Origin of the sequence: Amycolatopsis sp. NPDC001319, from assembly GCF_042896185.1 — a bacterium.
In the GTDB taxonomy this organism is placed as follows: domain Bacteria; phylum Actinomycetota; class Actinomycetes; order Mycobacteriales; family Pseudonocardiaceae; genus Amycolatopsis.
In genome coordinates this window covers 661,199-683,106 of record NZ_JBIAWY010000001.1, presented here as the reverse complement: position 1 = coordinate 683,106, position 21,908 = coordinate 661,199, and the positions used below count along the sequence as shown (strand labels likewise).

Below are 21,908 nucleotides of genomic sequence, written 5' to 3'. Positions count from 1 at the left end.
GCGCCACTTCCGTGGTCGAAGGTGAATCAGTCCCACACTCGACACGGAGGCGGCAATATGCCCACAGCGCGTAGTGTCCGAAACTCCTTGACCGTCCTCGTCGGCGTGACGCTGCTCGGCGGCACGATGGTCGGCATCGCCGACGCGACCCCGCCCGGCATCCCGTCGGCCGCGACGGCCAAGAGCGAGCTCGCCGGCCTCACCGTGAAGGCCGACGGTTCGCTGACCGGCTACAGCCGCGACAAGTTCCCGCACTGGATCCAGCAGGGCAACAACTGCGACACCCGTGAGGTCGTGCTCAAGCGCGACGGCACGAACGTCGTCACCAACTCCAGCTGCACCGCCACCTCGGGCAAGTGGGTTTCGCCCTACGACGGCGCGACCTGGACCGCGGCGTCCGATGTGGACATCGACCACGTCGTGCCGCTGGCCGACGCGTGGCGCACCGGTGCGTCGTCGTGGACCACGGCGCAGCGCCAGGCCTACGCCAACGACCTGTCCGACCCGCAGCTGATCGCCGTGACGGACAACGTCAACCAGGAGAAGGGCGACAAGTCGCCGGACCAGTGGAAGCCGCCGTCCACGGGCTACTGGTGCACCTACGCCCGCATGTGGGTCGCGGTGAAGTCGAAGTTCAAGCTCACGGTGAACTCCGCCGAGAAGTCCGCGCTGACGGACATGCTGGGCCGCTGCTGAGTCAGCCGAGTGCTTCGCGCGGGGCCGGGATCGGTTCTGGGGTCTGGGGTCCGACGGCCGATCACGCCGGTCCCGCCCCGCGCGGAACCCTACGGACGGTGGTAGTGCGGGCACGTTCTGCCACGTAAGGTCTGGACCATGAGGAACCTCGCGGCGGCCGCGCTGGCCGTGCTCCTGGTGCTGTGCGGCGCCGTGCCGGCCTCGGCCGCGACCGGGCGGCGCGTGATCGTGTACTACCAGACGATCTACAACGGCAGCGCGTACGTCTCGCCGCTCGGCCTCACGCAACACAACGCCGGCGTCACCGACGTCCTCGTCGGTGCCGTCCACCTCGACCCCGGCGGCGTGGTGCACGTGAACGACGACCCGCCGTCGGCCGCGAAGTTCAACCAGATGTGGCAGGACCTCGGCACCTTGCGCTCCCAGGGCGTCCACACCCTGGCCTTCCTCGGCGGCGCGGCCCAGGGCAGCTTCCAGCGGCTCGCGTCCGACTTCAACACGTACTACCCACCGCTTCGCGCTCTGCTTCGCGACCACTCGCTGTCGGGCATCGACCTGGACATCGAGGAGACGGTGGACAACGCCTCCGTCGTCCGCCTCATCGACGCGCTGCGCGCGGACTTCGGCCCGTCGTTTCTCATCACCTTCGCCCCCGTCGCCCCGGAGCTGAGTGGCGGGCGCGGCCTCTCGGGCCTGAACTACGACCAGCTCTACCGCGACCGCGGCCCCCAGATCTCCTGGTTCAACACCCAGTTCTACTGCGGCTGGGGCTCCCTGTCCGACACCTCCGGCTACGACGCCATCGTCGGCCACGGCGTTGTGCCGGCCGCGAAGGTCGTCGCCGGGACCGTGACGAATCCCGCCAACTGTGGTGGGTATGTCGACATATCGCGGCTGCAGTCGACGGCTCGTTCGCTGGTCGCGAAGTACCCGGACTTCGGCGGGGTGGATGGCTGGGAGTACTTCAACTCCTTGCCGGGCGGGACAGGTGCGCCTTGGCAGTGGGCGCAACAGGTCGCGCCGGTGGTGAAGGGCTGATCCGGACGGCTCACCCGCCGGCATTTCCGGGGCCGCGCACCGCCCGGCCCATCAGCGTGGCTTGACACCAGAGCCAAACCTGCGCCGGACTCCCCTACCAGCCGCGCTACTCGGCCCGCTGGCCGAGAAGCTCTTCAAACGAGGAATGCAAGACAACCTCGGCACCCTCGCCAAAATCCTGCAAAAATGACTCACCAACCAGCCAGATCCAGAATCTGAAACGCGATCCGCGACTGCAGCAGACAATCCAACGCACCCGGATCCTGCCCGATCAGCTTTCCGATCTTCCCCAGCCGGTAGCGGATCGTGTTCTCGTGCACGCCCAGCTCCGACGCGGTGCTCTGAACGCGCCCCTCGGCGGCGACGAAAGCGCGCCACGTCTCCAGAAGCGACGGGTCCGCGTCCCGCAACGGCCGGATCGTTTCGTGCGCGAACTGCACCGCCTCCTTGACCCGGCCGCTGGACGCGACCAGCCGGAACAGCCCCAGCTCGGTCACCGTCACCACGCCACCGGACCAGCCGAACGACGTGGCCAGCTCGTCGATCTCCCGCAACTCCCGGTGGGCCAAAGGGAAATCCTCCGGAGAACGGCACACGCCGGAGATCACGGCGGTCCGCACCCGCAAGCGCGGGCCGACAGCCAGCCGAACCTCGTCGACCGCCGCGCGCAAGTCGCGCGGTTCCGAACCGTCCGGAAGGGACAGCAGCGCGACCACCGCGCCCGGCAGGCTGACCGCGGCCGGTTCGGACACCGACAGAACCGTGGCCAGTGAACGGATCACCAGCTTCCGCCCCACCGAAACGCTCACGTTCTGGCTCGCGTTGTCCAACGCGAACCGCACCAGCACGTGCGGCTGAGCCAGGTTCACCCCGAACTGCGGGCCGCGCCGCGCCAGCTGCTCGGCGTCGCGGGTGCGGTGCAGCAGGTCGGACAGGAAGTCCTCGCGCGCCTGGCCCTCGGCCTCCGCCTGGCGTCGTTCGGACAGCACCTGCAACGACAGCACCGTCGCGCCGTGCTCCGCGAGCTTCGTGTCCAGCTCCTCCAGACCGCGCCCGACCTCGACGATCCCGAGGTACCCACTGGGCTGGCCCTCGATGATCAGCCGGCACATCAGGTGTCGCCGACCCACCCACACCGCCGGCGTCGGCGGCACGATCGTCGACGGGCAGCTGGCGCTCAGCGACGCCAGCGCCTGCTTCACCGACGGCAGCTCCCGGATCCGCGCGGCCAGCTCCGGCGGCTGCGTCATTTTCAACCCCGCAGGTGCGGACCACGCCAGGACCTGGAAATCCTCGTTGTACAGCACCACGGGCTTCGCCGAGAGCTCACCCAGCAGCGTCACCACGGTCTGGATGCTCGCGCCGTCGAGCACGGCGTTGGTCAGCTTCTGGTGCACATCGGCCAGGTACGCCAGGGTGTTCTTCTGCCGCACGACCTCGGCGGCCTTGTTCTTCAGGTGCGCGTTCAGCATGGCCTGCCGCAGGAACAACGCGCCCAGCCGGGCGAACAGCTCCGCAAGCGCCACGTCTTCGTCGGCGTACACGTGGTCCTTCTGCACGTTGTCGACGAAGATCAGGCCGATCACCTTGCCGTCGAACACGAGCGGCACGCCGAGCATCGCGCGCACGTGCCAGTGCTCCATGGTGCGGCGGTGCGGGCGCGGGTCGCGCGGCACGTCGGAGATGAGCACAGGCGCGGCCGACTCGATGACCTCGCGGCTGAACCGGTCGCCCTGGATGCCGGCCTCCTGCGCCTGCACGGCGGCCGAGATGTCGCCCTCGCTCTCGCAGTAGCCGGCGGCGCCGCGGAACCGGCCGTCGCCGTCGCGCAGGTACACCGAACAGCGTGTGACGCCCAGCAGGTGGCACAGCTGCTTGCCGAGCAGGCCCAGCAGGTCCTCGAGCCGCGTGGTGGTGATGGCCTCGGTCGTGATCTCGCTGAACGCGGCGATGACCTCACGCTCACGGTGCGCCGGATCCACCGGGCGCACCAGGGACCGAACCGAAGCGTCGCGCATGGGATCCGCCTTCACCGTTGAAATCCGGACTCCGTCTGAGGGTGCCTTACCTCACCCGCTCCCGTCCATGCCTGAAGCGAGTACGCCCAGGTCATGGCCCATGCGCTCCTGCTTGGTCCGCAGGTAACGCACGTTGTGCGGCGTCTGTGTGACGGGCAGGCGCACGCGTCCGACGATGTCGAGCGCGTAGCCCTCGAGCCCGCCGTACTTGGCGGGATTGTTCGTGATGAGCCGCATCCGGCGGACGCCGAGGTCGGTCAGGATCCGGGCGCCGATGCCGTAGCTGCGCGAATCGACCGGCAGGCCCTGCGCGAGGTTGGCCTCGACGGTGTCCAGACCCTGCTCCTGCAGCGCGTACGCGTGGATCTTGTGCGCCAGCCCGATCCCGCGGCCTTCGTGGCCCCGCAGGTAGATCACCGCGCCCGCGCCCTCTTCGGCAATCGCCCGCAGCGCGTACTCCAGCTGTGCGCCGCAGTCGCACCGCAGCGAGCCCAGGATGTCGCCGGTCAGGCATTCGCTGTGCACCCGGACCAGGGCACCGGCAGCCGACTGCCCGGCCGCCGCGACATCGCCCCGCACCAGCGCGAGGTGCTCGGTCCCGTCGAGCACGGACCGGTAGGCGACGGCCCGGAAGTCGCCGAACGCCGTCGGCATGGCCGCGCTCGCCACGGGCTCCACCAGGCGTTCCGTCGCCCCGCGGTAGCGCACGAGGTCGGCGATCCGCAGCACCGGCAGGTCGTGGCGCGCGGCGAACTCCTCCACCGCGGCGCCGCGCAGCATCGACCCGTCGTCGGCCACCAGCTCGCTGATCACGCCGACGTCACCCGCGCCGGCCATCGCCAGCAGGTCGACGGCCGCTTCCGTGTGCCCGGCCCGCACCAGCACTCCGCCCTCACGCGCCCGCAGCGGGAACACGTGGCCGGGCCGGCGCAGCTCACCGGGTTTGGTGGCCGGGTCCGCCAGCGCCCGCACGGTCGTGGTCCGGTCCGCCGCCGAGACGCCGGTACCCGCCGAAGCGTGGTCGACGCTCACCGTGAACGCCGTGCCGTGTGCGTCGGTGTTGTCCGCGACCATCTGCCGCAGCCGCAACGCGTCCGCGCGTTCGCCGGGCATCGGCGCGCAGACGATCCCCGTGGTGTGCCGTACGAGGAACGCCATCTGCGCGGCGGTCATCGTCCGCGCGGCACCGACGAGGTCGCCCTCGTTCTCGCGGTCGGCGTCGTCGACGACCACGACCAGCCGGCCCTGCGCCAGCGCCGCGACGGCGTGCTGCACCTGCTCGCCGGGTGCCATCAGCCGTCCGTCCGGGTGTGGGTGCCGAAGGTCCGCGCGTGGTAGGTCAACGGCGCCAGCGGCCGCGAGTCCGCCGCCTCCACCAGGCCGAGCGCGACCACGTGGTCACCCCCTTCGAGGAACTTCTCGACGGTGCACGCCACCCAGCCGGACGAGCCCGCGAGCCGCGGCAGGTCGTCCTCGAGCGCCCAGGTGACGCCGTCGAACTTGGCCATTCCCTTGCGGGCGAAGCGTTTCGCGAGCTCCGCCTGGCCGCTTTCCAGCACGTTCAGGCCGAAGCGCCCCGCGCGCCGCACCACCGTCAGCAGGTCGGACGTGCGGTCGAGCGACACGAGCACCATCGGCGGGTCCATCGAGAGCGACGCGAACGCGCTCACCGTCGTGCCGTGCGGCCGCGTGCCGTCGAGGGCGGTCACCACCGAAACCGGGGTGCACACGCCCGACATCACTTCGCGGAACTGCTCGGCGAATGCCGGTCTGGTCACGGTTTCCATCCAGCTCCAGTCCGAAAGCCCGAAACCACGAAAGCCCGGGAAGGTGCCGTGGCCCGGGCGGAAACCCGGGCCACTACCCGGCCTCACACCCCCGCGGGCGCGCGCGAGGACATCTTGTGCAGCTGCGGCACCACCTTCTCGCCGAACAGCCGCATGCTCGCCTCCGCCTTGTCCAGCGGCAGGCCGCCGAAGCAGAACGCGGCGTTGGCCATCAGCTCGCCACCCTGCTCGCGCCGCGCGGCGTACTTCTCCACGATCTCCTCGGGCGTGCCCCAGATGTTCGCGTCGACGTACGCGCTCGCCGCGGTTTCCATGCCCGCCTCGCGGATCATGTCGGCGCCGGCCTGGTAGGCCTCGTAGCCCTTCGTCTCCCGCCAGTGCGAGCCGGCGAAGTCGTAGTGCTTGATCACCGACAGGAAGTAGCGCGAGATGTGCTCGTGCGCGATGCGCTTCGCCTCTTCGGGATCTTCGTGGCAGTACACGAAGTCCTGGATCAGCGGTGCGCCCGGCTCCGTGCCGTGCTTCTCGCGGTGCAGGCCACGCCAGCGGTCGATCGCCTCGAGGTGCTGCGCGAAGTCGTACTGCATGAACGTCATCATCTGCGCGCCCAGCTCCGCGACGGCCGGGATCGAGTCGGGCGACATCGCGACGCCGAAGATCCGGCCTTCCCACGAGTGCCCGGCCGGGCCCGGCCGGACGGTGACGCGCGGCTGCTTGTAGTACTTGCCGTCGTTCTCGACGTACCCGTTCTGCAGCCCGCGGATGATCATCGCGGCGGCCTCGTCGAAGCGCTCGCGCGACTCGTTCATGTCGACGCGGAAACCCTCGTACTCCATCTTCGCCAGGCCACGGCCCATGCCAAGCAGCAGGCGCCCGTTGGACATGTGGTCGAGCATGATGGCCTTCTCCACCACGCGCAGCGGGTCGTTCCAGGGCAGGATGACCGCGCCCGTGCCGAGCTTGATCTTCGAGGTGCGCCCGGCGAGGTAGGCCATGATCTGGAGGTTGTCCGGGCACATCGAGTAGTCGTCGAAGTGGTGTTCGGCCGACCAGACGGAGTCGAAGCCGTACTGCTCGCCCAGCACGCCCATCTCGAGCTCGCGCGTGAAGACCTCGTGGTCGCTGACGTCCTCGAACCAGTTCTGGAAGACCAGCAGCATTCCGACGTCCATGGGTGGTTCTCCTTCTTCGTGGGGGTGGTCGGTGTTCTCCGTCTACGGGTGGGTCGCCCTGGTTCGCCTTCCGACGCTAACCAGGACCGGGCGCGGGAAGAACGCTCTTCGCGTGGGGCCGTTGGAGGTCCACACAAAACGCGCGGGTCAGCCGCCGCCGAACGTCGCGAGCAATCCGCCGTCGACGGGCACGGTCGCGCCCGTCATGTACGTCGAGCGCGCCACGGCCACGATGACCTCCGCGATCTCGGCCGTCGTCCCGATGCGCCCGGCGGGAATCTTGTCGACGATGCTCTTGCGGGCCCGATCGCTGAGCCCTGCGGTCATGTCGGTGTCCACAAAGCCCGGGACCACGAGGTTCACGCGCACGCCGCGCGGAGCGAGCTCCACGGCCAGCACCTGCGTCAGCCCCGACAGCCCCGCCTTCGCCGAGCCGTACGCAACGTCGCCGGGAAACCCGCGCAAGCCGACGACCGCGCCGACGTTGACGATCGCCGAACCCCGTGGCAGCAACGGCACCACCGCGCGGCAGACCTCGAACGCACCGGTGAGGTTCGTGGCGAGCACCTCGTCCCACGCCGATCTCGCCAGCGCGTCGATGCGGCGGCCGCGGTGCACGCCGGCGCTGTTGACCACCACGTCGATCGGGCCGAACCGCTCGGTCACGGCCTCGACGCAGCGGCGGATCGAGTCCTCGTCGGTCACGTCGCCCTTGACCTCGAGCACGCGGTTCGGCACCGCCGGCGGCGAGGAGCCGGCCGACCGCGCCAGCGACGCCACGTTGTCACCCGCGGCGGCGACGTGGTCGACGACGGCGCGGCCGATCCCGCGCGAACCGCCGGTGACGAGCCAGGTGGTCATCGGTTCAGGAAGCCGGTGAGCTCGGCGAGGTAGGTGTCGCGGTCCTCCAGGAACGGCGCGTGGCCGGCGTTGGGGAACTCGACAAGCCGGGCGTCGGAGCACAGGTCACGCGCGGCCTCGGCGCCGGAGAACGGCACGAAGCCGTCCTTGCGCCCGTGCAGGGACAGCACGGGCACGGCCAGGCCGCCGAGGAGCTTGCGCTGGTCGAGCTCGGCGAGGTCCAGCAGGGACTCGTCACCGAGCGGGCCCATCTCCATGAACATTCCCCACAGCCAGGCGATCGTGTCGGCCGTCGGCGGCTCGGCGCACACGGCTTCGGCGACGCCCTTGAAGGTGTTCGCGCGGTCGGCGGCGGCCGCACCGAGTACGCCCTTCACGTCGTCCACCGTCGCACCGTGCGGCCAGTCCGAAGTGGACGTGTATCGCGGGGTGGCGCCGCCGGTCAAGACCAGGCCCGAGCAGTTCGACCCCAGCTTCGCCACCGCGTCCACGGCGACCGCGCCGCCGAGCGACCAGCCGTTGACCACGGGTTCGCGCAGGCCGAGCTGCTCCACGAGCCGCACGACGTCGGAGCCGAGCGCGGAGATCGTGACGTCGGAGAAATCGTTGTCCGAGCGGCCGCACGCGCGTTGGTCGAGCAGCACGACCTCGTTCCCGTTGGCCCGCAACGCCGGCGCGGTGGTGTCCCAGCAGCGGGCGGTCGCGCCCCAGCCGTGGATGAGCACGATGGGGCGGCCCGAGCCCCGGTGGTGCTCGAAGTACACGCGCCGGCCGTTTTCGACCTCTAGGTAGCCCATGGGATCTCGCCTCTCTCCTTCGGGGAACTCAATGGGTGGCAGCGACTTCGGCGCGCAACGCCCGCGGCACGACCGGCGGCCGGTCGCGGAAGCGGGGCAGCACGTGCTCGGCGAACAGTTCCAGCGAGTGCAGCACCTTCTCGTGCGCGAGGCCACCGATCCGCATCCAGCAGATGAGGTGCTGCAGCCCGGTTTCCTCGTACAGCGTCTCGATCTCGGCGACGAGCCCCGCCGGGTCACCCGCGTAGACCACGCCGCTCTCGCGCAACCCGTCGAGCGTCGGCCCGCCCGCTTCCTCCGACGCCGCAACGAGTTCCGCGTACCGCTCGTAGGTGTGCGGTGCCCCCGGCCCGCTCGGCACGAGGTCGAGCACGTGGCGGTAGTACCAGGACAGCGGTTCGGCGACGTTCGCCAGCGCTTCCTCGGTGGTGTCGGCGAGGTGGACCTGCCAGTTCATGGGGAAGTCGAGCGACAGCGGGTCGCGGCCGCTCGTGATGAGCGAACGCTTGATGTCCACCACCAGCCGGTTGAGCTCCGGCAACGTCATCAACGTCGGGGTGACCAGCAGGTTGTAGCCCTGCGCGGCCGCCAGGTGGAACGTCTCGGGGCTGATCGACGCGACGTAGATCGGCGGGGTCGGGCGCTGCACCGGCGTGGGCCGGCAGTCGACCTCGGTGAGGTCGAAGTGCCTGCCGTGGAAGGAGAACGGCTCGCCCGCGCGTTTGCTCCACAGGCCGCGCACGATCTCCAGCGCCTCGTCGAACACCTCGCGGCTCACGTCCTGGCGGTCGCCGACGCCCATGTTGTGGAACTCGCCCGGCTGGTACCCGCGGCCGGCGCCGAAATCGAGCCGCCCGTTCGACAGCACGTCGACCATCGCGTAGTCCTCGGCCACCCGCACCGGCCAGTCGAAGGTCAGGTTGCTGACGGCGATGCCGATGCGCATCCGGCTCGTGCGCTCGGCCACCGCGGCGGCCGCGACCTGCGGAGACGGCATCGAGCCGTAGTCGCTGCCGTGGTGCTCGGCCAGCCACACCTCGTCGAACCCGAGCTGCTCGGCGTAGGAGATCTGCGCGAGCATCTCCTCGTACGCGCGGCGGAAGTCGTGGTCACGGCACTCGAGGACGTAGAAGACACCGAACTTCATCCGGCACCACCCGCGGCCACTTTCGCGCGCAGCACCTTCTTGTCGATCTTGCCGACGCTCGTGCGCGGCAGCTCCTCGACCACGAGCACGCCCTCGGGCAGCCACCAGCGCGGCACGCGTTCCCGCAGGTCAGCGAGGATTTCCGCCGGTGTGTCCGCGCGGCCGGGCTCCAGCACGACCAGCGCGTACGGCCGTTCCTGCCACCGCTCGTGCGCCACCGCGACCACGGCGGCCTCGGCGACAGCGGGGTTGGCCGTGAGCGCCTGCTCCAGCGCGACCGAGCTGATCCACTCGCCACCGCTCTTGATCAGGTCCTTGGCCCGGTCGACGATCTCCAGGTAGCCGTCGGCGTCGATGGTCGCGATGTCGCCGGTGCGCAGCCAGCCGTCGGCGAAGCTGTCCGGGTGCTCGTCGCGGAAGTACTGCGTGGCGACCCACGGCCCGCGGATCAGCAGCTCACCGCGCGAAACCCCGTCGTGAGGCTGGTTGGTGCCGTCCTCTCCGACGAGCCGCCAGCGCAGGCCGGGCAGAAGCCGGCCTTGTTTGCGGACCGACCGGCGCCGCTCGGCCGGATCCGTGACGCTGGGCAACGGCCGCGAGAACGTGCCCATCGGCGAGATCTCCGTCATCCCCCAGCCCTGGAACGACGGGATGCCCAGCGAGTCGAGAGCCCGCAGCAGCTCGTCGTCCGGGGGCGAGCCGCCGAGCACGAGCGCCCGCAGGCTGCTCAGGTCGGCGCCGGTCGCGGCGACGTGACGCACGAGGTCGGCCGCGACGGTCGGCACCATGCCGGTGTAGGTCACGCGCTCGGCTTCCACGATTTTCGCGATCTCCGCCGGCACCGGGTGGGGACCGGGCAGCACCTGCTTGGCACCCGTCATGAGCGCGGCGAACGGGATGCCCCACGCGTTGGCGTGGAACATCGGCACGACGTGCAGCACGGTGTCGCGCTCGCTGATCGCGTGGCCGTCGGCGAGGCAGGCGGCGAAGGTGTGCAGGTAGAGCGACCGGTGCGAGTAGCCGACGCCCTTGGGCGGGCCCGTGGTGCCGGAGGTGTAGCAGAGCGCCGCGAGATCGTTTTCGTCGATCTCCGGCGGGTTTTCCAGGGGCGGCCCCTCGGCCACGAGGTCCTCGTATGCGAGCGCACCCGGCGCGGAGCCGTCGGTGGCGACGACGAGCATCTCCGGCCGTTCCGCCCGTGCCACTTCCAGCCGCGGCAGCAGCGACAGGTCGGCGAACACCACGACGTCCTCGGCGTGGCCCAGCACGTACGCGATCTCCGTCGGTTCGAGCCGCAGGTTCACCGTGTGCAGCACGGCGCCCGCGAGCGGCACGGCGAAGTACAGCTCGAGGTGGCGGTGGTGGTTCCAGGCGAGGGTGGCGACCCGGTCACCGGGCCGCACCCCCAGCCTGACCAGGGCTCCGGCGAGCGCGACGACGCGTTCGTGGAACTCCCGGTTGGTGTAGCGGTGCGGCTCGGCACCGCCGCCGTACTCCACGATCTCCTGAGCGGGGAAGAACTCCCGCGCACGGTGCAGGAGGTCGGTGAGCACGAGCGGCTGGTTCACCCCGCCACCCCCGCCTTCTGGCCCAGCCGCTCGCGGACCTGCGGCACGACCTTCGTGGCGAGCAGCTCGATGCGCGCCGAACCGCTGTCCACGGGCTCGCCGGGCAGCTGCGCCCAGAAGTGCACGTCCTTGATCTGCGGCTTGTCCTTCAGCAGCGCGGTCAGCTCGTCGACGGCCGTGGCCACGTCCCACAGCTGGAACGCGCCGCCTGCCACGATCTGGTCCGCGTTCTCGAACTTGGGCACCACGTCGGGCGGGCCGAACGCGCCCCACTCGATGTAGTTGTTGAGCTGGTACAACGCGTACTGCCCGATCCGCGCCCACTCGCGCTCCGGGTCCTCGGCGATCACGGCCCACTGGCCGGCGAAGATCTGGCCGTCGGCCGACGATTTGCCCACGCGGTCCAGCGCGTCCAAATAGGACTGCTGGTGCACGTTCTGGGTGCTGAGGAACCCGTCGGAGATGCGGGCCGCGCGCTCGATCGCCGGGTCGGCCATCGCGCCGACGAGCAGCTTCGGGAGGACCTCCGGCTTCGGCGTGATCCGCACCGACGGCAGCGAGAACCGCTTGCCCTCGAACGGTTTCTCCTCACCCGACCACGCCTGGCGGATCACCGCCACGCTCTCTTCGAGCAGGCTCGGCCGGTGCTTGAGGTTGCGGTCGAACGCCGCGAACTCCGGCGCCCAGTAGCCCTGCCCGAGCCCGAGGTCGAAGCGGCCGCCCGTGAGCAGCGAGAGCGTCGCGGCGTCCTCGGCCAGGCGCACGGGGTTGTGCAGCGGCGCGATCACGAGGTTCGTGCCGATGCGCATGGTCTTCGTGCGCTCGCCGATCGCCGCGGCCAGCGTGTACGGCGAGGGCGTGTAGCCGTCCTCGCAGAAGTGGTGCTCGGTCAGCCAGACCGAGCCGATCCCGACGCTCTCCGCCCACGCGAGCTGGTCCAGCGCCTCGCGGTAGAGCGTGGAAAAAGGCCGGAACCACTGCTCGGGGTTGCGGAAGTCGTACCAGAGCCCGAAATTGACGCTTTGCTCGGTCACGCCGTCTCCTTTGTCGACGTAGCGGCTGGTTGCCTCCCACCGTGCTCAGCCGGGCGGCGGCAGGCCACCCCCGATCGCGGGTGCCGTTGTGGCTCCCTCCAACGTCACGGCGTCACCCCCGCCGTGTCGAGAGCCTCGTCGAGGAGCGCGGGCACGTCGTGCTCCAGCGCGGCGGCGTAGGCGCTGGAGAGTTCTCCAGTGAGGAACTGCGACCACGCGGCCTCGACGATCGCGGCGAGCTTGAACAACGCGAGGCACTGGTAGTAGCGGATCTGCGGGAGCTCGCGGCCGACCGCGTGCTCGTAGCGCTGGAGCAGGTGCTCGCGCGGCGGCGCGCCGGGCGCCCGGGAGACGCCCTGGATGGCGGGCATCGCGCGGCCGCGCCCACCCCACAACGCGAGCAGCAACCCCAGGTCGAGCAGCGGATCGCCGATCGTCGCCATCTCCCAGTCGATCACGGCTTTCAGGCGCGGCTCGTGCGCGGAGAACAGGCAGTTGTCGAGGTGGAAGTCGCCGTGCAGCAACGCGGGTTCGGTCGGTTCCGGCTTGTTCTGCTCCAGCCACGCGGCGATCTTCGGCATCGCCGGCAGCGGCCGCCGCGCGATGCCTTCCCACTGCCGGTACCAGCGCTCGACCTGTCGGTCGAGGAACCGCTCGGGTCGGCCGAACCCGGTGAGCCCGGCAGCTCGCCAGTCGAGCGAGTGGACGGCGGCGAGCGCGTCGACGACCTCGTCGGCCACCCGCGCGATGTCCTGGGCGGGGTAGGGAAGCGTGTCCGTGATCGACACCGAGTCGGCCACGTGCTCCATCACCAGGAACGGCGCCAGCGTCTGCGTGGGGTCCTCGCACAGCGCGACGGGTTTCGGCGCCGGGACCTCGGTGGCTGCGAGGGCCGTGAGCAGCCGGTGCTCCCGCGCGACGCTGTGCGCCGATGCCGACAACGCGTGATCGGGCGGCCGACGCAGGACGTAGCTGGTGCCGTCGCCGGTGAGCAGGCACGTCTCGTTGGAGTTCCCGCCGGTGAGTTTCCGCAGCTCCCACGGCCCGGGGTCGCCCGTGTGCGCGGTGAGCCAGCCGGCCAGCGGCCGGTCGAGCAGCCGCGTGCTCACTGGGCCGCCGTGAACTCTTCGAGCCGGTCGCGGAACTTCTCCAGCGCCGCGGCCCGTCGCGTCGGGATGTGCTCTGTCGGCACCTTCGCCGGCTGGTACTGCTTGAGCAGCCGCCGCGCGACGGTCACCCGGTGCACCTCGTCGGGCCCGTCGTAGATGCGCGCCGCGCGGGCCCAGCGGTACATCTGCTCCAGTGGCATGTCCGTGGAGAAGCCGAGCGAGCCGTGGACCTGGATGGCGCGGTCGATCACGTCGTGCAGCACGGTGGCGCCGTGGTACTTGATCATCGCGATCTCGGTGCGCGCGGCCTGCGCGCCGACCTGGTCGATCTTCCACGCGGTCTGCAGCGTCAGCAGCCGCGCGGACTCGATCTGCGCGGCGCTGTCGGCGACCCAGTTCTGCACCGTCTGCTTGTCCGCGAGCGGTCCCCCGTGCACGTCGATGCTCACCGCGCGTTCGCACAACATGTCGAACGCACGCCGGCACACACCCACCCACCGCATGCAGTGGTGGATCCGCCCGGGCCCGAGCCGCTTTTGCGCCAACGCGAACGCCTCACCGCGTTCGCCCAGCAGGTTCTCCTTCGGCACGCGGACGCCTTCGTACCCGACTTCGCAGTGCGACCAGATGGGGTTCTTGTGGTCCGGGTCGTTCATCAACCCGATCTCGCGAGTCGTGATCCCTTCAGCGGTCGTGGGCACGATCAGCATCGACATCCGGTGGTACGGGTCGGCGTCGGGCTCCGTCACGGCCATCACGATGTGGAAGTCCGCCCGCGACGCGTTGCCCACGAACCACTTCGCGCCGTCGAGGACCCACTCGTCACCGTCGAACCGCGCCGTGGTGGTGAACTGCCGCGGGTCGGACCCGGTGCCCTGCTCCGTCATGGAGAACGCGGACAGCAGCTCGCCGTCGAGCAGCGGCCGCATGTACTTGGCCTTCTGTTCCTCGGTCCCCGCGATCGCCAGCAGCTCCGCGTTGCCCGAGTCCGGCGCCTGGCACCCGAAGACGTAGGACGCGAACTCGGTGGTCCCGAGGATCTCGTGGAGCAGCCCGAGCTTCACCTGGCCGTAGCCTTGCCCGCCGAGCTCGGGTCCGAGGTGCGCGGCCCACAGGCCGTGGTCCTTCACCGCCTGCTGCAGCGGCTTCGCGATCCGCCGGAACCCCGCGTGGTCGAGGTCCAGCACCTCGAGCGGGTAGATCTCGGTGCGCACGAACTCCCGCGCCCAGTCCAGCTTCGCCGCGAACTCCGGTTCCGTGGAGAAGTCCCAGGTCATCTGCCGCCCTTCCGCTTCGCCGTACGCCCCTCACGCTAGGAAGGGCGCGCCAGCCGAACCAGCCACGCGGCGGCGGGCTTTTGTGGATTTCCACAGCGGCTGCTCCACCCGGCGGATCGCGGCTACTCCGGGCCGCCGGGCGTCACCCGCCAGGGTCCGGTACCCGAAGGTGGGGTGATGGTCCCGGTGATCGGCACACCTGCGCCATAGAGTCGGCGAACGTGATTCCCGAGCAACCGCGCCCCGATCGAATGTCCGGTTTGGACACCGTCGCGGCGGCGATCCTGGACCTCAAGTCCGGCCGTCCGGTGATCGTCGTCGACGACGAGGACCGCGAGAACGAAGGCGACCTCATCATGGCCGCCGAACACGCCACGCCGCAGGCGCTCGCCTTCTACCTGCGCCACACCAGCGGCCTGATCTGCGCACCGATGACCCCGGAGATCGCCGACCGGCTGCACCTGCCGCCGATGGTGGCGCGCAATGAGGACCCGGCGGGCACGGCCTACACCGTGTCGGTCGACGCCGCGGCCGGCATCGAGTCCGGCATCTCCGCGGCCGACCGCGCGCACACCCTTCGCCTGCTCGCCGACCCCACCACCACGCCCGGCGCGCTGTGCCGGCCAGGGCACGTGTTCCCCCTGCGCGCGCGAGCCGGCGGCCTGGCCGAGCGCCGCGGCCACACCGAGGCGTCCGTCGAACTGATGCGGCTGGCCGGGCTCGCGCCGGTCGCCGTGATCAGCGAGGTGTGCAACGAAGACGGCAGCGTCGCCCGCCTGCCCCAGCTGCGCGCGCTCGCCGACCGGCTGTGGCTCAAGGTCACGTCGATCGAACAGATCTGCGCCTTCGCGCCCCAGCCCGCGGCAGCCCGGTGACGCTTACCGCCACGATCTTCGACCTCGACGAGACGCTCGTCGACAGCGCCACCACGTGGAACCGGGTCTTCTCCGCCGTCGCCACCAGGCACGGCACTCCGTGGACCCCCGCCGACTGGGCCGCGATCCAGGGCAAGAGCACCACGCATTGGGCCGCGCACCTGGCTTCGCGCTGCCCTGGCCTCACACCGGAGTCGGCGGTCACCGAATGCGTCGACGGCATGGTCGCAGCTGTTCAGCGAGGTGAGTTCGGGCTGGTCCCCGGTGCCGCCGACCTCGTCGCCACGGCTGCCGGACTGGGCCCGGTCGCGCTGGTCTCCGCCTCGCCCCGCCCCTACGTCGAGGCCGCGATCTCCGCGTGCGGCCTCCCCTTCCGCACCACCGTGACCGGTGACGACGTCACCCACGGCAAACCCGCGCCCGACCCATACCTGCTCGCCGCCCAGCGCCTCGGCCTGACCCCGGCGCGGTGCCTCGTCGTCGAGGACTCGAGCTCCGGCATCCGCTCGGCCCACGCGGCGGGCATGACCGTGCTCGTCATCCCCAACCTGACCGCCGCCCGCGACTCCGCGACGCTCGCCCTCGCCGCGCACCAGGCCACCGACGCGTACATCGCCGCGAAGATCGTGGACCAGCTGCTGCGGCCTTAGTCCGGCTCAGTCGTCGATGACGAACCACTGGCCGCCGCGGTATTCCATGGTGGCGTCGCCGATGTCGCTGTCGCTGAACTTCACGGTGGCGCGGATGGCGGTGGCCGGGATTTCGACCTTCGTCGAGCTCGTTTCGGTGACCCGGCCGGGGTCGACGGTGGCGCCGCGCAGGGCGGCCTTCTGCTGGGCGGAGATCATCTGGAACGTGATCGGGAACGTCTGCTCACACGGGCCCCAGCCCTCGTCCTCGGCTTTTTTGGCGGCCGGGCCCGCGATCTCGCAGGCCGTGGCGAGATCTTCCTTGCCGACGGCGTGCAGGAAGGCCTCGTAGCGCGCGACCGCGCCCGCGGTCGACTTCTCCGAACCGGACTGGGGCGAGCCGGCCTGCGTCGAGGTGGCCGGCTGCGTCGAAGTCGAAGTCGAAGTTGAAGTCGGAGTCGACGGCGGCGCGGACGAGGCGGCCGTGGACGGCGACGCCGGGTTGGCCGGCGAAGCCGGTGCCGCCGAGCCGCCGACGCTGCTGGAGCATCCGGCGATCAGCAGGGCAGCACCCGTGGTCAGGACGACCAGCGCACGAACGGACATGGAGCACCTTTCCCCTCAGTAAGAACCCCCGGAGAGTAAGCGACAGACCGGCGCCCGTGGGGGCGGAACCGGAAAGCCCGGCGAATCGTCACACGGAGGCGGGTTTCACCGCGGGATCTTCGAGAATACAGGCCGCTGATCAGGAAATAGTGACACATTCGTGTGAACTGCCACATCGCGCGCACCCACTCGGTTATGGTGCGGCGGTCGAAGCAGTGGACCTTGGGGGAAGGCAGGCGCACATGCGACGAGCTCTGGTTTTCGTGGCGTGCTTGGGGACAGCTATCACCGTCGCCGGCTGCAGTGGCGGCACGAACAACGGCACCGCTTCGGTGCCCGCCGGATCAGCACCGGCCGCGCAGCAGCCGACGTCCACCGAGCCCGCGGCCAAGACCGCTGATCCGCCGACCGCGTTCGACGCGGGCGCAGGCGTCGGCCTGCCCGCCGAGGCACTTCGCGCCAACGTGGCCGGCAACGTCGTGTCGACGTTCACGACCTTGCGCGACCGCACCGCCTACATCATCACGCAGACCGCGCTCAACGCGGTGGACGTGCTGACCGGCCGGCAGAAGTGGACCGTCGCGGTCACCGGCAAACCCGGCGACCCGTACAACCAGGCCACACCGTTCGTGAACGAGACCGGACCGCGCCCGCCGGCGGTCGGCGACAAGCTCGCGGTCGGCGCCGTTCCGGTCCTCATGCCGGAACAAGGCACCACCCCGGCCTACATCACGCTGTCGGTGATCGCGGCGGACAAGGAGACCGGCACCAAGGCCTGGCAGGCGGACATCAAGGTGTCCGACGACCAGTACGCCGACGCCGGCAACGCCGTGACCCAGGTCGTCGCCGTGACCGACAAGGCCGTCGTCGCGAGCTACAGCCAGGACGAGGACCACGTCACGGCCGCGCTCGACCCGGCGACCGGCAAGACCCTGTGGCAGCGCAAGGACTACCTGGCCGGCAGCCTCCACGGCGACGTCCTCGTCGGCACCGACTTCAACGTGCCCGAGAACTCCTCGATGACCCAGGCCACCGCGCTCGACCTGGCCACCGGGCAGCAGAAGTGGATCGGCGCACGCGAGTCGTACGGGCTCACGATGGTGCAGGCGGATCCAGCACTCGTCGTGGCCAACCGCACCGACTACGGCTCCGGGCAGTCGTACCTGCTGTTCCTCGACCCCGCCACCGGCGCCGAGAAGGCCAAGATCGAAGGCGCGCACGGCTTCGGCGCCCAGGCCTACGGCGACTGCCTCTACGACCAGCAGTCCGTGCTGACGTGCGAGGAAGACGGCGTGCTCACCGGCTACGACGCCAAGACCGCCGCCAAGCTGTGGAGCCTGCCGGACCAGGCCGCCAACCGCGTCGCGCCGAGCGTCACCGTCGCCTGGCACGGCGCCCTGTACGGCAAAACCCAAGGCGGGCAGCCGATCGTGCTGGACGCCAAGACCGGCAAGGACCTGTCCACCGACAACGTCGGCGCCGCGCCCGTCCTGGTCAGCGCGTATGCCGGTGTCGGCGTGGACGACGACGGCAATGCCAAGGCGTACCCCGTCAAGAAGTGATCGGCCCGGCCACCGCGGTGGGCTGGTCGTCGGGTGACAGCTGCAGCAGTTCCCTTGCCAGAGCGTCGTTCTGACGGAACATGATCGCGTTCGTCCGGGGGCGGGTGAACGCTCCCGGCGAGCGGATGCTCGTGTGCACGCCCATGGCAAAGCGGCGCGGGTGCGCGGTGCCGGCCTCGTCAAGGAGGCGGGAGTCCGTGATGCGCGTGGCGATGCGGCCGGAGGGCTGGTCGTCGCCGAGGGCGTCGGGGACGGCTTCCTCCGTCAGGGTCCCGGCGTCGCGCATCTGGCGCAGCAGCGTGTCGAACACGCGCGGCACGCTTGCTTCCGGCAGCCGCGCCTCGATCAACGTGCGGGCGCGCACCACGTCGGGGAAGCTCGAACTCGAAGCGGCGAATTCCCCGGTGTTTTCATCCGCCGTCACCAGCAAATCCGCACCCAGGAAAGAAACCAGGCCGGCGTCGGCCAGAGCCAGCAATTCCTCCAGCCGACGCGGCGGCGGCCCACTCGCGTAGAAAGAAAAGAAGCCGCGGAACCACCCGTCCATGTCGGCGACCTGCGACGCCGCCGAAAGCCGGCCGGTCATCAGCAACGCCGGCAGCTGCCCGACCACGGACAACAGCGCCATGAACGCCCCGAGATCCGCGCTGAACCGCTGGTCCGCGCGGCGCGCGAGGTCGGCTTCCACGTACTCCCGGACGGCTTTTCCGAATTCCTCCACGGATTCGAAATGCTCACCCCCGAACGGCCGGTCCAGCCGCTCCAGATCAAGCCGGTCCTCTTCGGCGGGAATCGCGGAAACGACCAGCGCTTCCATTTCGGCCGTCCCCCACGGCAGATCCGCGAACCGGTCCGCGAAAACCGCGAAATCCATCACCACCCGATCCGGGTGCCCCGTGAAGAGCTCCGTGTAATACGCCCACGCGAGCTCCTTCGCGATCAAGGGCCACACGTCGGCGCGGAAGTCGATCGGCCCCGGCCGGGCGCACAGCGCGTCGATCGCGTAGGAGTCGAAGAACCTGGGCAGCTGCAACGGTTTCCCGCGCAGCCGGTACCCCGTCTTCGCGTGGTACGGCACCCCGCGCCGCGAGCCGACGTGCAGCACCGGCTCCGCCCCGCTCGGGTGGTAGCGCAGGCCGCCGCCGGGCAGGTCCTCGAAACGGCCGCCGCGGCCCTCCGTGAGCAGGAGCATGAGGTCGACGAACGCGAGCCCGAAGCCGCGCACCAGCACGGGCTCGCCGGCCGGCACGCCGGAGTAGTCGACGTCGGCGGTGTAACCCGCCGGGTAGTACGCCAGCTCGTGCCGCTCGGCGAAGGCCGCCAGCGCGCTCTCGCCCTGGTCCGGCGTCGCGTCGAGGTGGCCGACGGTCAGGAGCACGGCGTCGGCCGTCAGTTCGGAGCCGTCGGCCAGGCGCACGCGCTGCGGCGGCCCGTCCTCGATCGCGACGGCCGCGCTCGCGTGCTCCACCACCTCGATCCCCGGCGGGAGCTCGGCGCGCACCTTCTCGTAGAACCAGCGCAGGTACAGGCTCTGCAGCCGCCGCGTCGGGAAGTCGGTGCTGGCGAGCGCGTCGAACTCCGCACGCAGGTCTTCCGGCACGGGGAAGGACAAGGAGCCCGAACGCACCTCGCGCGTCCACTCGATGAGCGACGGCCCGGGCGCGACCGGTCCCTCCATGCGCACCGAGTCGTCCGTGTACATCGTGACGTCCTCGGGCATGGAGTTCATGCGCAGCAGCGGCGACTGCTCATAGCGCCACACGCGGCCCGGCCCCACGGGGAACGGGTCGATCAGGTGCACCACGAACCGCCGGTCGCCGAGCAGTTCGGGTGCGTTGGCGGAGAGCCGCTCCAGGACACCGACCCCGCGAGGTCCGGCGCCCACGACGGCGAGCGTGAACGTCGGGTGATCGGCCACGGACTCGAAGCTACGCCGCCAGGCGGCCACGAAGTGGCGCTCCCACAGTGCGGACACCGGTGCAACTGCACTACGCAGCGCGGCATCCGGACGAGTGTGGCGCAGGCCACATCACGCTACCCTCGTGATCTTGACGGTGCTCGGCGCTATGGTCTGGACACTCGGAGAACTGTCCGTGACCCGTTGGATACCGGCGAAAGAACCTAGAGATTCACCAACAGTCACGGGACACTGACCTTGGCAACTCACGTTTTGTGATTGGCTCGTGACCACGAGGTCCTAAGGTCACCGCCTGATCACCGTGCGGAACCGTCCGCACACGAATGTCGGGGAGAAGCACGCATGACGGCAGCACCGGGACGGGTGACGTTCCGCGAGGTCTTCGGGGTCGCCGAGTTCCGCGCGATGTGGTTCGGCGAGCTGCTGTCGATCGCCGGCGACCAGCTGGCCCGCGTCGCGCTGTCCGTGCTGGTCTACGCCACCACGCAGTCGGCCACGCTCACCGGCCTCACCTACGCGCTCACGTTCTTCCCGTCCCTGCTCGGCGGCATCTTCCTCACCGGCATCGCCGACCGCTTCTCCCGGCGCACGGTGATGGTGGTGGTCGATTCGGCGCGGGCCGCGCTGATCCTGCTGGTGGCCATCCCCGGGCTGCCGTTCTGGGTCCTGTGCGTGCTCGTCGGCTGCGTCTCGCTGCTGAACCCACCCTTCAAGGCGTCGCAGCTGGCGCTCCTGCCGCAGGTGCTCGAAGGCGACCGGTTCGTGGTCGGCATGGGCATCCGCAGCATGACGGTGCAGTCGGCGCAGCTGCTCGGCTTCGCCGGCGGTGGCGTGCTGCTGCTGGCGCTCGACCCGCGTCTGGCGCTGGTCCTCGACGCCGGCACCTTCGTGCTCTCGGCCCTGTTCATCCGCTTCGGCGTGAAGGCGCGCCCGGCGGCCGCGACCGGGGAGAAGCGCAAGCCGTTCCTCGCGTCGCTGAGCGCGGGCGGCAAGGTCGGCTTCGCGACCTCGGCGCTGCGTTCGCTGATGCTGTTCACCTGGCTGGCCGGCTTCATGCCCGTGTACGAGGGCATCGCGGCGCCGTACGTCGCGTCGTCCGGCGGCGGCCCGGAGGTGATCGGCCTGCTGCTTGCGGCCGACCCGGTGGGCAGCGTGATCTTCACCTTCATCTACACGCGCTGGGTGCCCGCCGAGGTGCGGCCGAAGCTGATCGGGCCGATGACGGCGCTCGCCGCGATCCCGCTCCTGCTCTGCTTCCTGCAGCCGGGGCCCGTCGCGTCGATCATCCTGTTCGTGATCTCCGGCGGTTTCGGCACGATCGCGCTGTTGCAAGCCACGGCTTCGCTCACCGTGGCGGTGCCGGACGAGACCCGGGCGCAGACGATGGGCCTGTCCAACACGGGCCTGACGACCACGATGGGCGTGGTTCCCCTGATCGGCGGAGTGATCGCCGACCACCTGACCGCCCAGACGACTGTCGGGATCTTCGGGTTGGTCGGACTTCTGATTACGATTCCGCTAACGATCATGTGGCAGCGGACGTTCTCCGGCCGGACGAGCGAGGGTACGGCGAAGGAAGCCACACGCGCCGAGCATGCCTGACATGCTCGGCGCGTGGGCTCTGACCTGCGCGACCTTGCGGTGCTGCTACGCGGTCACTGATCCTTGCTGCGCATAGCTGGTCACCCTTCATCCGGCGTGTTCGGGAAAAAGGTACACACCTAAGGCTCTTGTGGACAGGCGGCAAACGGCCCGAAACTGTGCGTGAGGAGATTGTCACCGGACACTCGCGCAAGGGTTTGGGGGAAAAATGG

The 21,908-nt window shown here is 70.2% G+C and carries 19 protein-coding genes; 6 read left to right on the top strand and 13 right to left on the bottom strand.

The window, feature by feature from the left end:
- Positions 1 to 57: 57 nt before the first annotated feature.
- Both ACFY1H_RS03265 and ACFY1H_RS03260 read left to right on the top strand, forming a co-directional pair.
- On the top strand, positions 58 to 696 hold the full coding sequence (locus ACFY1H_RS03265; protein WP_366580320.1) for an HNH endonuclease family protein: 639 nt from the start codon (positions 58 to 60) through the stop codon (positions 694 to 696).
- Positions 697 to 834: 138 nt separating this feature from the next.
- Positions 835 to 1,734 (top strand): glycosyl hydrolase family 18 protein, encoded by a 900-nt coding sequence (locus ACFY1H_RS03260; protein ID WP_386944241.1) that lies wholly within the window; start codon positions 835 to 837, stop codon positions 1,732 to 1,734.
- 191 nt (positions 1,735 to 1,925) lie between these two features.
- Here the strand turns inward: ACFY1H_RS03260 and ACFY1H_RS03255 are convergent, their stop codons facing one another.
- The 11 genes from ACFY1H_RS03255 to ACFY1H_RS03205 all read right to left on the bottom strand — a co-directional run bounded on the left by ACFY1H_RS03255 (position 1,926) and on the right by ACFY1H_RS03205 (position 14,504).
- Positions 1,926 to 3,752 carry a GAF domain-containing protein gene (locus ACFY1H_RS03255; protein ID WP_366580316.1) on the bottom strand — a complete coding sequence of 609 codons (1,827 nt, stop codon included), beginning with the start codon at positions 3,750 to 3,752 and terminating at the stop codon, positions 1,926 to 1,928.
- A gap of 51 nt (positions 3,753 to 3,803) precedes the next feature.
- On the bottom strand, positions 3,804 to 5,045 hold the full coding sequence (locus ACFY1H_RS03250; protein WP_386944238.1) for a bifunctional 3,4-dihydroxy-2-butanone-4-phosphate synthase/GTP cyclohydrolase II: 1,242 nt from the start codon (positions 5,043 to 5,045) through the stop codon (positions 3,804 to 3,806).
- Complete coding sequence (locus tag ACFY1H_RS03245) at positions 5,045 to 5,530, bottom strand: flavin reductase family protein (RefSeq protein ID WP_386944236.1); 486 nt, start codon at positions 5,528 to 5,530, stop codon at positions 5,045 to 5,047. The genes ACFY1H_RS03250 and ACFY1H_RS03245 overlap by 1 nt, the downstream gene beginning before the upstream one ends.
- Before the next feature lie 92 nt (positions 5,531 to 5,622).
- Positions 5,623 to 6,711 carry an LLM class flavin-dependent oxidoreductase gene (locus tag ACFY1H_RS03240; protein WP_366580312.1) on the bottom strand — a complete coding sequence of 363 codons (1,089 nt, stop codon included), beginning with the start codon at positions 6,709 to 6,711 and terminating at the stop codon, positions 5,623 to 5,625.
- 147 nt (positions 6,712 to 6,858) lie between these two features.
- Positions 6,859 to 7,572, bottom strand: a complete 714-nt coding sequence (locus ACFY1H_RS03235; RefSeq protein WP_366580310.1) for an SDR family oxidoreductase — start codon at positions 7,570 to 7,572, stop codon at positions 6,859 to 6,861.
- The gene (locus ACFY1H_RS03230; RefSeq protein WP_386944234.1) at positions 7,569 to 8,369 is read right to left on the bottom strand and encodes an alpha/beta fold hydrolase; all 801 of its coding nucleotides are present in this window, start codon (positions 8,367 to 8,369) and stop codon (positions 7,569 to 7,571) included. The genes ACFY1H_RS03235 and ACFY1H_RS03230 overlap by 4 nt, the downstream gene beginning before the upstream one ends.
- A gap of 28 nt (positions 8,370 to 8,397) precedes the next feature.
- Positions 8,398 to 9,516: an LLM class flavin-dependent oxidoreductase gene (locus tag ACFY1H_RS03225; RefSeq protein WP_386944233.1), complete on the bottom strand. Its 1,119-nt coding sequence runs from the start codon at positions 9,514 to 9,516 to the stop codon at positions 8,398 to 8,400.
- Entirely contained in the window at positions 9,513 to 11,084 is a 1,572-nt protein-coding gene (locus tag ACFY1H_RS03220) for a long-chain fatty acid--CoA ligase (RefSeq protein WP_386944231.1), read from the bottom strand. Before ACFY1H_RS03220 ends, ACFY1H_RS03225 begins: the two co-directional genes overlap by 4 nt.
- Positions 11,081 to 12,118: an LLM class flavin-dependent oxidoreductase gene (locus tag ACFY1H_RS03215; RefSeq protein WP_366580302.1), complete on the bottom strand. Its 1,038-nt coding sequence runs from the start codon at positions 12,116 to 12,118 to the stop codon at positions 11,081 to 11,083. Before ACFY1H_RS03215 ends, ACFY1H_RS03220 begins: the two co-directional genes overlap by 4 nt.
- A 104-nt stretch (positions 12,119 to 12,222) precedes the next feature.
- Positions 12,223 to 13,227, bottom strand: coding sequence for a phosphotransferase family protein (locus tag ACFY1H_RS03210; protein WP_386944229.1), 1,005 nt, complete (start codon positions 13,225 to 13,227; stop codon positions 12,223 to 12,225).
- Positions 13,224 to 14,504: an acyl-CoA dehydrogenase family protein gene (locus tag ACFY1H_RS03205; RefSeq protein WP_386944227.1), complete on the bottom strand. Its 1,281-nt coding sequence runs from the start codon at positions 14,502 to 14,504 to the stop codon at positions 13,224 to 13,226. Before ACFY1H_RS03205 ends, ACFY1H_RS03210 begins: the two co-directional genes overlap by 4 nt.
- A gap of 260 nt (positions 14,505 to 14,764) precedes the next feature.
- On the opposite strand from ACFY1H_RS03205, the gene ribB reads away from it, so the two are divergent.
- Positions 14,765 to 15,379, top strand: a complete 615-nt coding sequence (ribB, locus tag ACFY1H_RS03200) for a 3,4-dihydroxy-2-butanone-4-phosphate synthase (protein WP_386944225.1) — start codon at positions 14,765 to 14,767, stop codon at positions 15,377 to 15,379.
- Entirely contained in the window at positions 15,376 to 16,029 is a 654-nt protein-coding gene (locus tag ACFY1H_RS03195) for an HAD family hydrolase (RefSeq protein ID WP_386944223.1), read from the top strand. The genes ribB and ACFY1H_RS03195 overlap by 4 nt, the downstream gene beginning before the upstream one ends.
- A 6-nt stretch (positions 16,030 to 16,035) precedes the next feature.
- On the opposite strand, the gene ACFY1H_RS03190 is transcribed toward ACFY1H_RS03195, so the two are convergent.
- A complete protein-coding gene (locus ACFY1H_RS03190; protein ID WP_386944221.1) occupies positions 16,036 to 16,614 on the bottom strand; it encodes a hypothetical protein in 579 nt (192 codons plus the stop codon).
- A gap of 272 nt (positions 16,615 to 16,886) precedes the next feature.
- On the opposite strand from ACFY1H_RS03190, the gene ACFY1H_RS03185 reads away from it, so the two are divergent.
- On the top strand, positions 16,887 to 18,176 hold the full coding sequence (locus ACFY1H_RS03185) for a PQQ-binding-like beta-propeller repeat protein (RefSeq protein WP_386944220.1): 1,290 nt from the start codon (positions 16,887 to 16,889) through the stop codon (positions 18,174 to 18,176).
- Here ACFY1H_RS03185 and ACFY1H_RS03180 read toward each other — a convergent pair.
- Complete coding sequence (locus ACFY1H_RS03180) at positions 18,166 to 20,094, bottom strand: FAD/NAD(P)-binding protein (RefSeq protein ID WP_386944845.1); 1,929 nt, start codon at positions 20,092 to 20,094, stop codon at positions 18,166 to 18,168. The two genes, ACFY1H_RS03185 and ACFY1H_RS03180, sit on opposite strands and share 11 nt — an antisense overlap.
- 342 nt (positions 20,095 to 20,436) lie before the next feature.
- Between ACFY1H_RS03180 and ACFY1H_RS03175 the strand changes: the two genes are divergently transcribed.
- Positions 20,437 to 21,696, top strand: a complete 1,260-nt coding sequence (locus ACFY1H_RS03175; RefSeq protein ID WP_386944218.1) for an MFS transporter — start codon at positions 20,437 to 20,439, stop codon at positions 21,694 to 21,696.
- Positions 21,697 to 21,908: the final 212 nt, after the last annotated feature.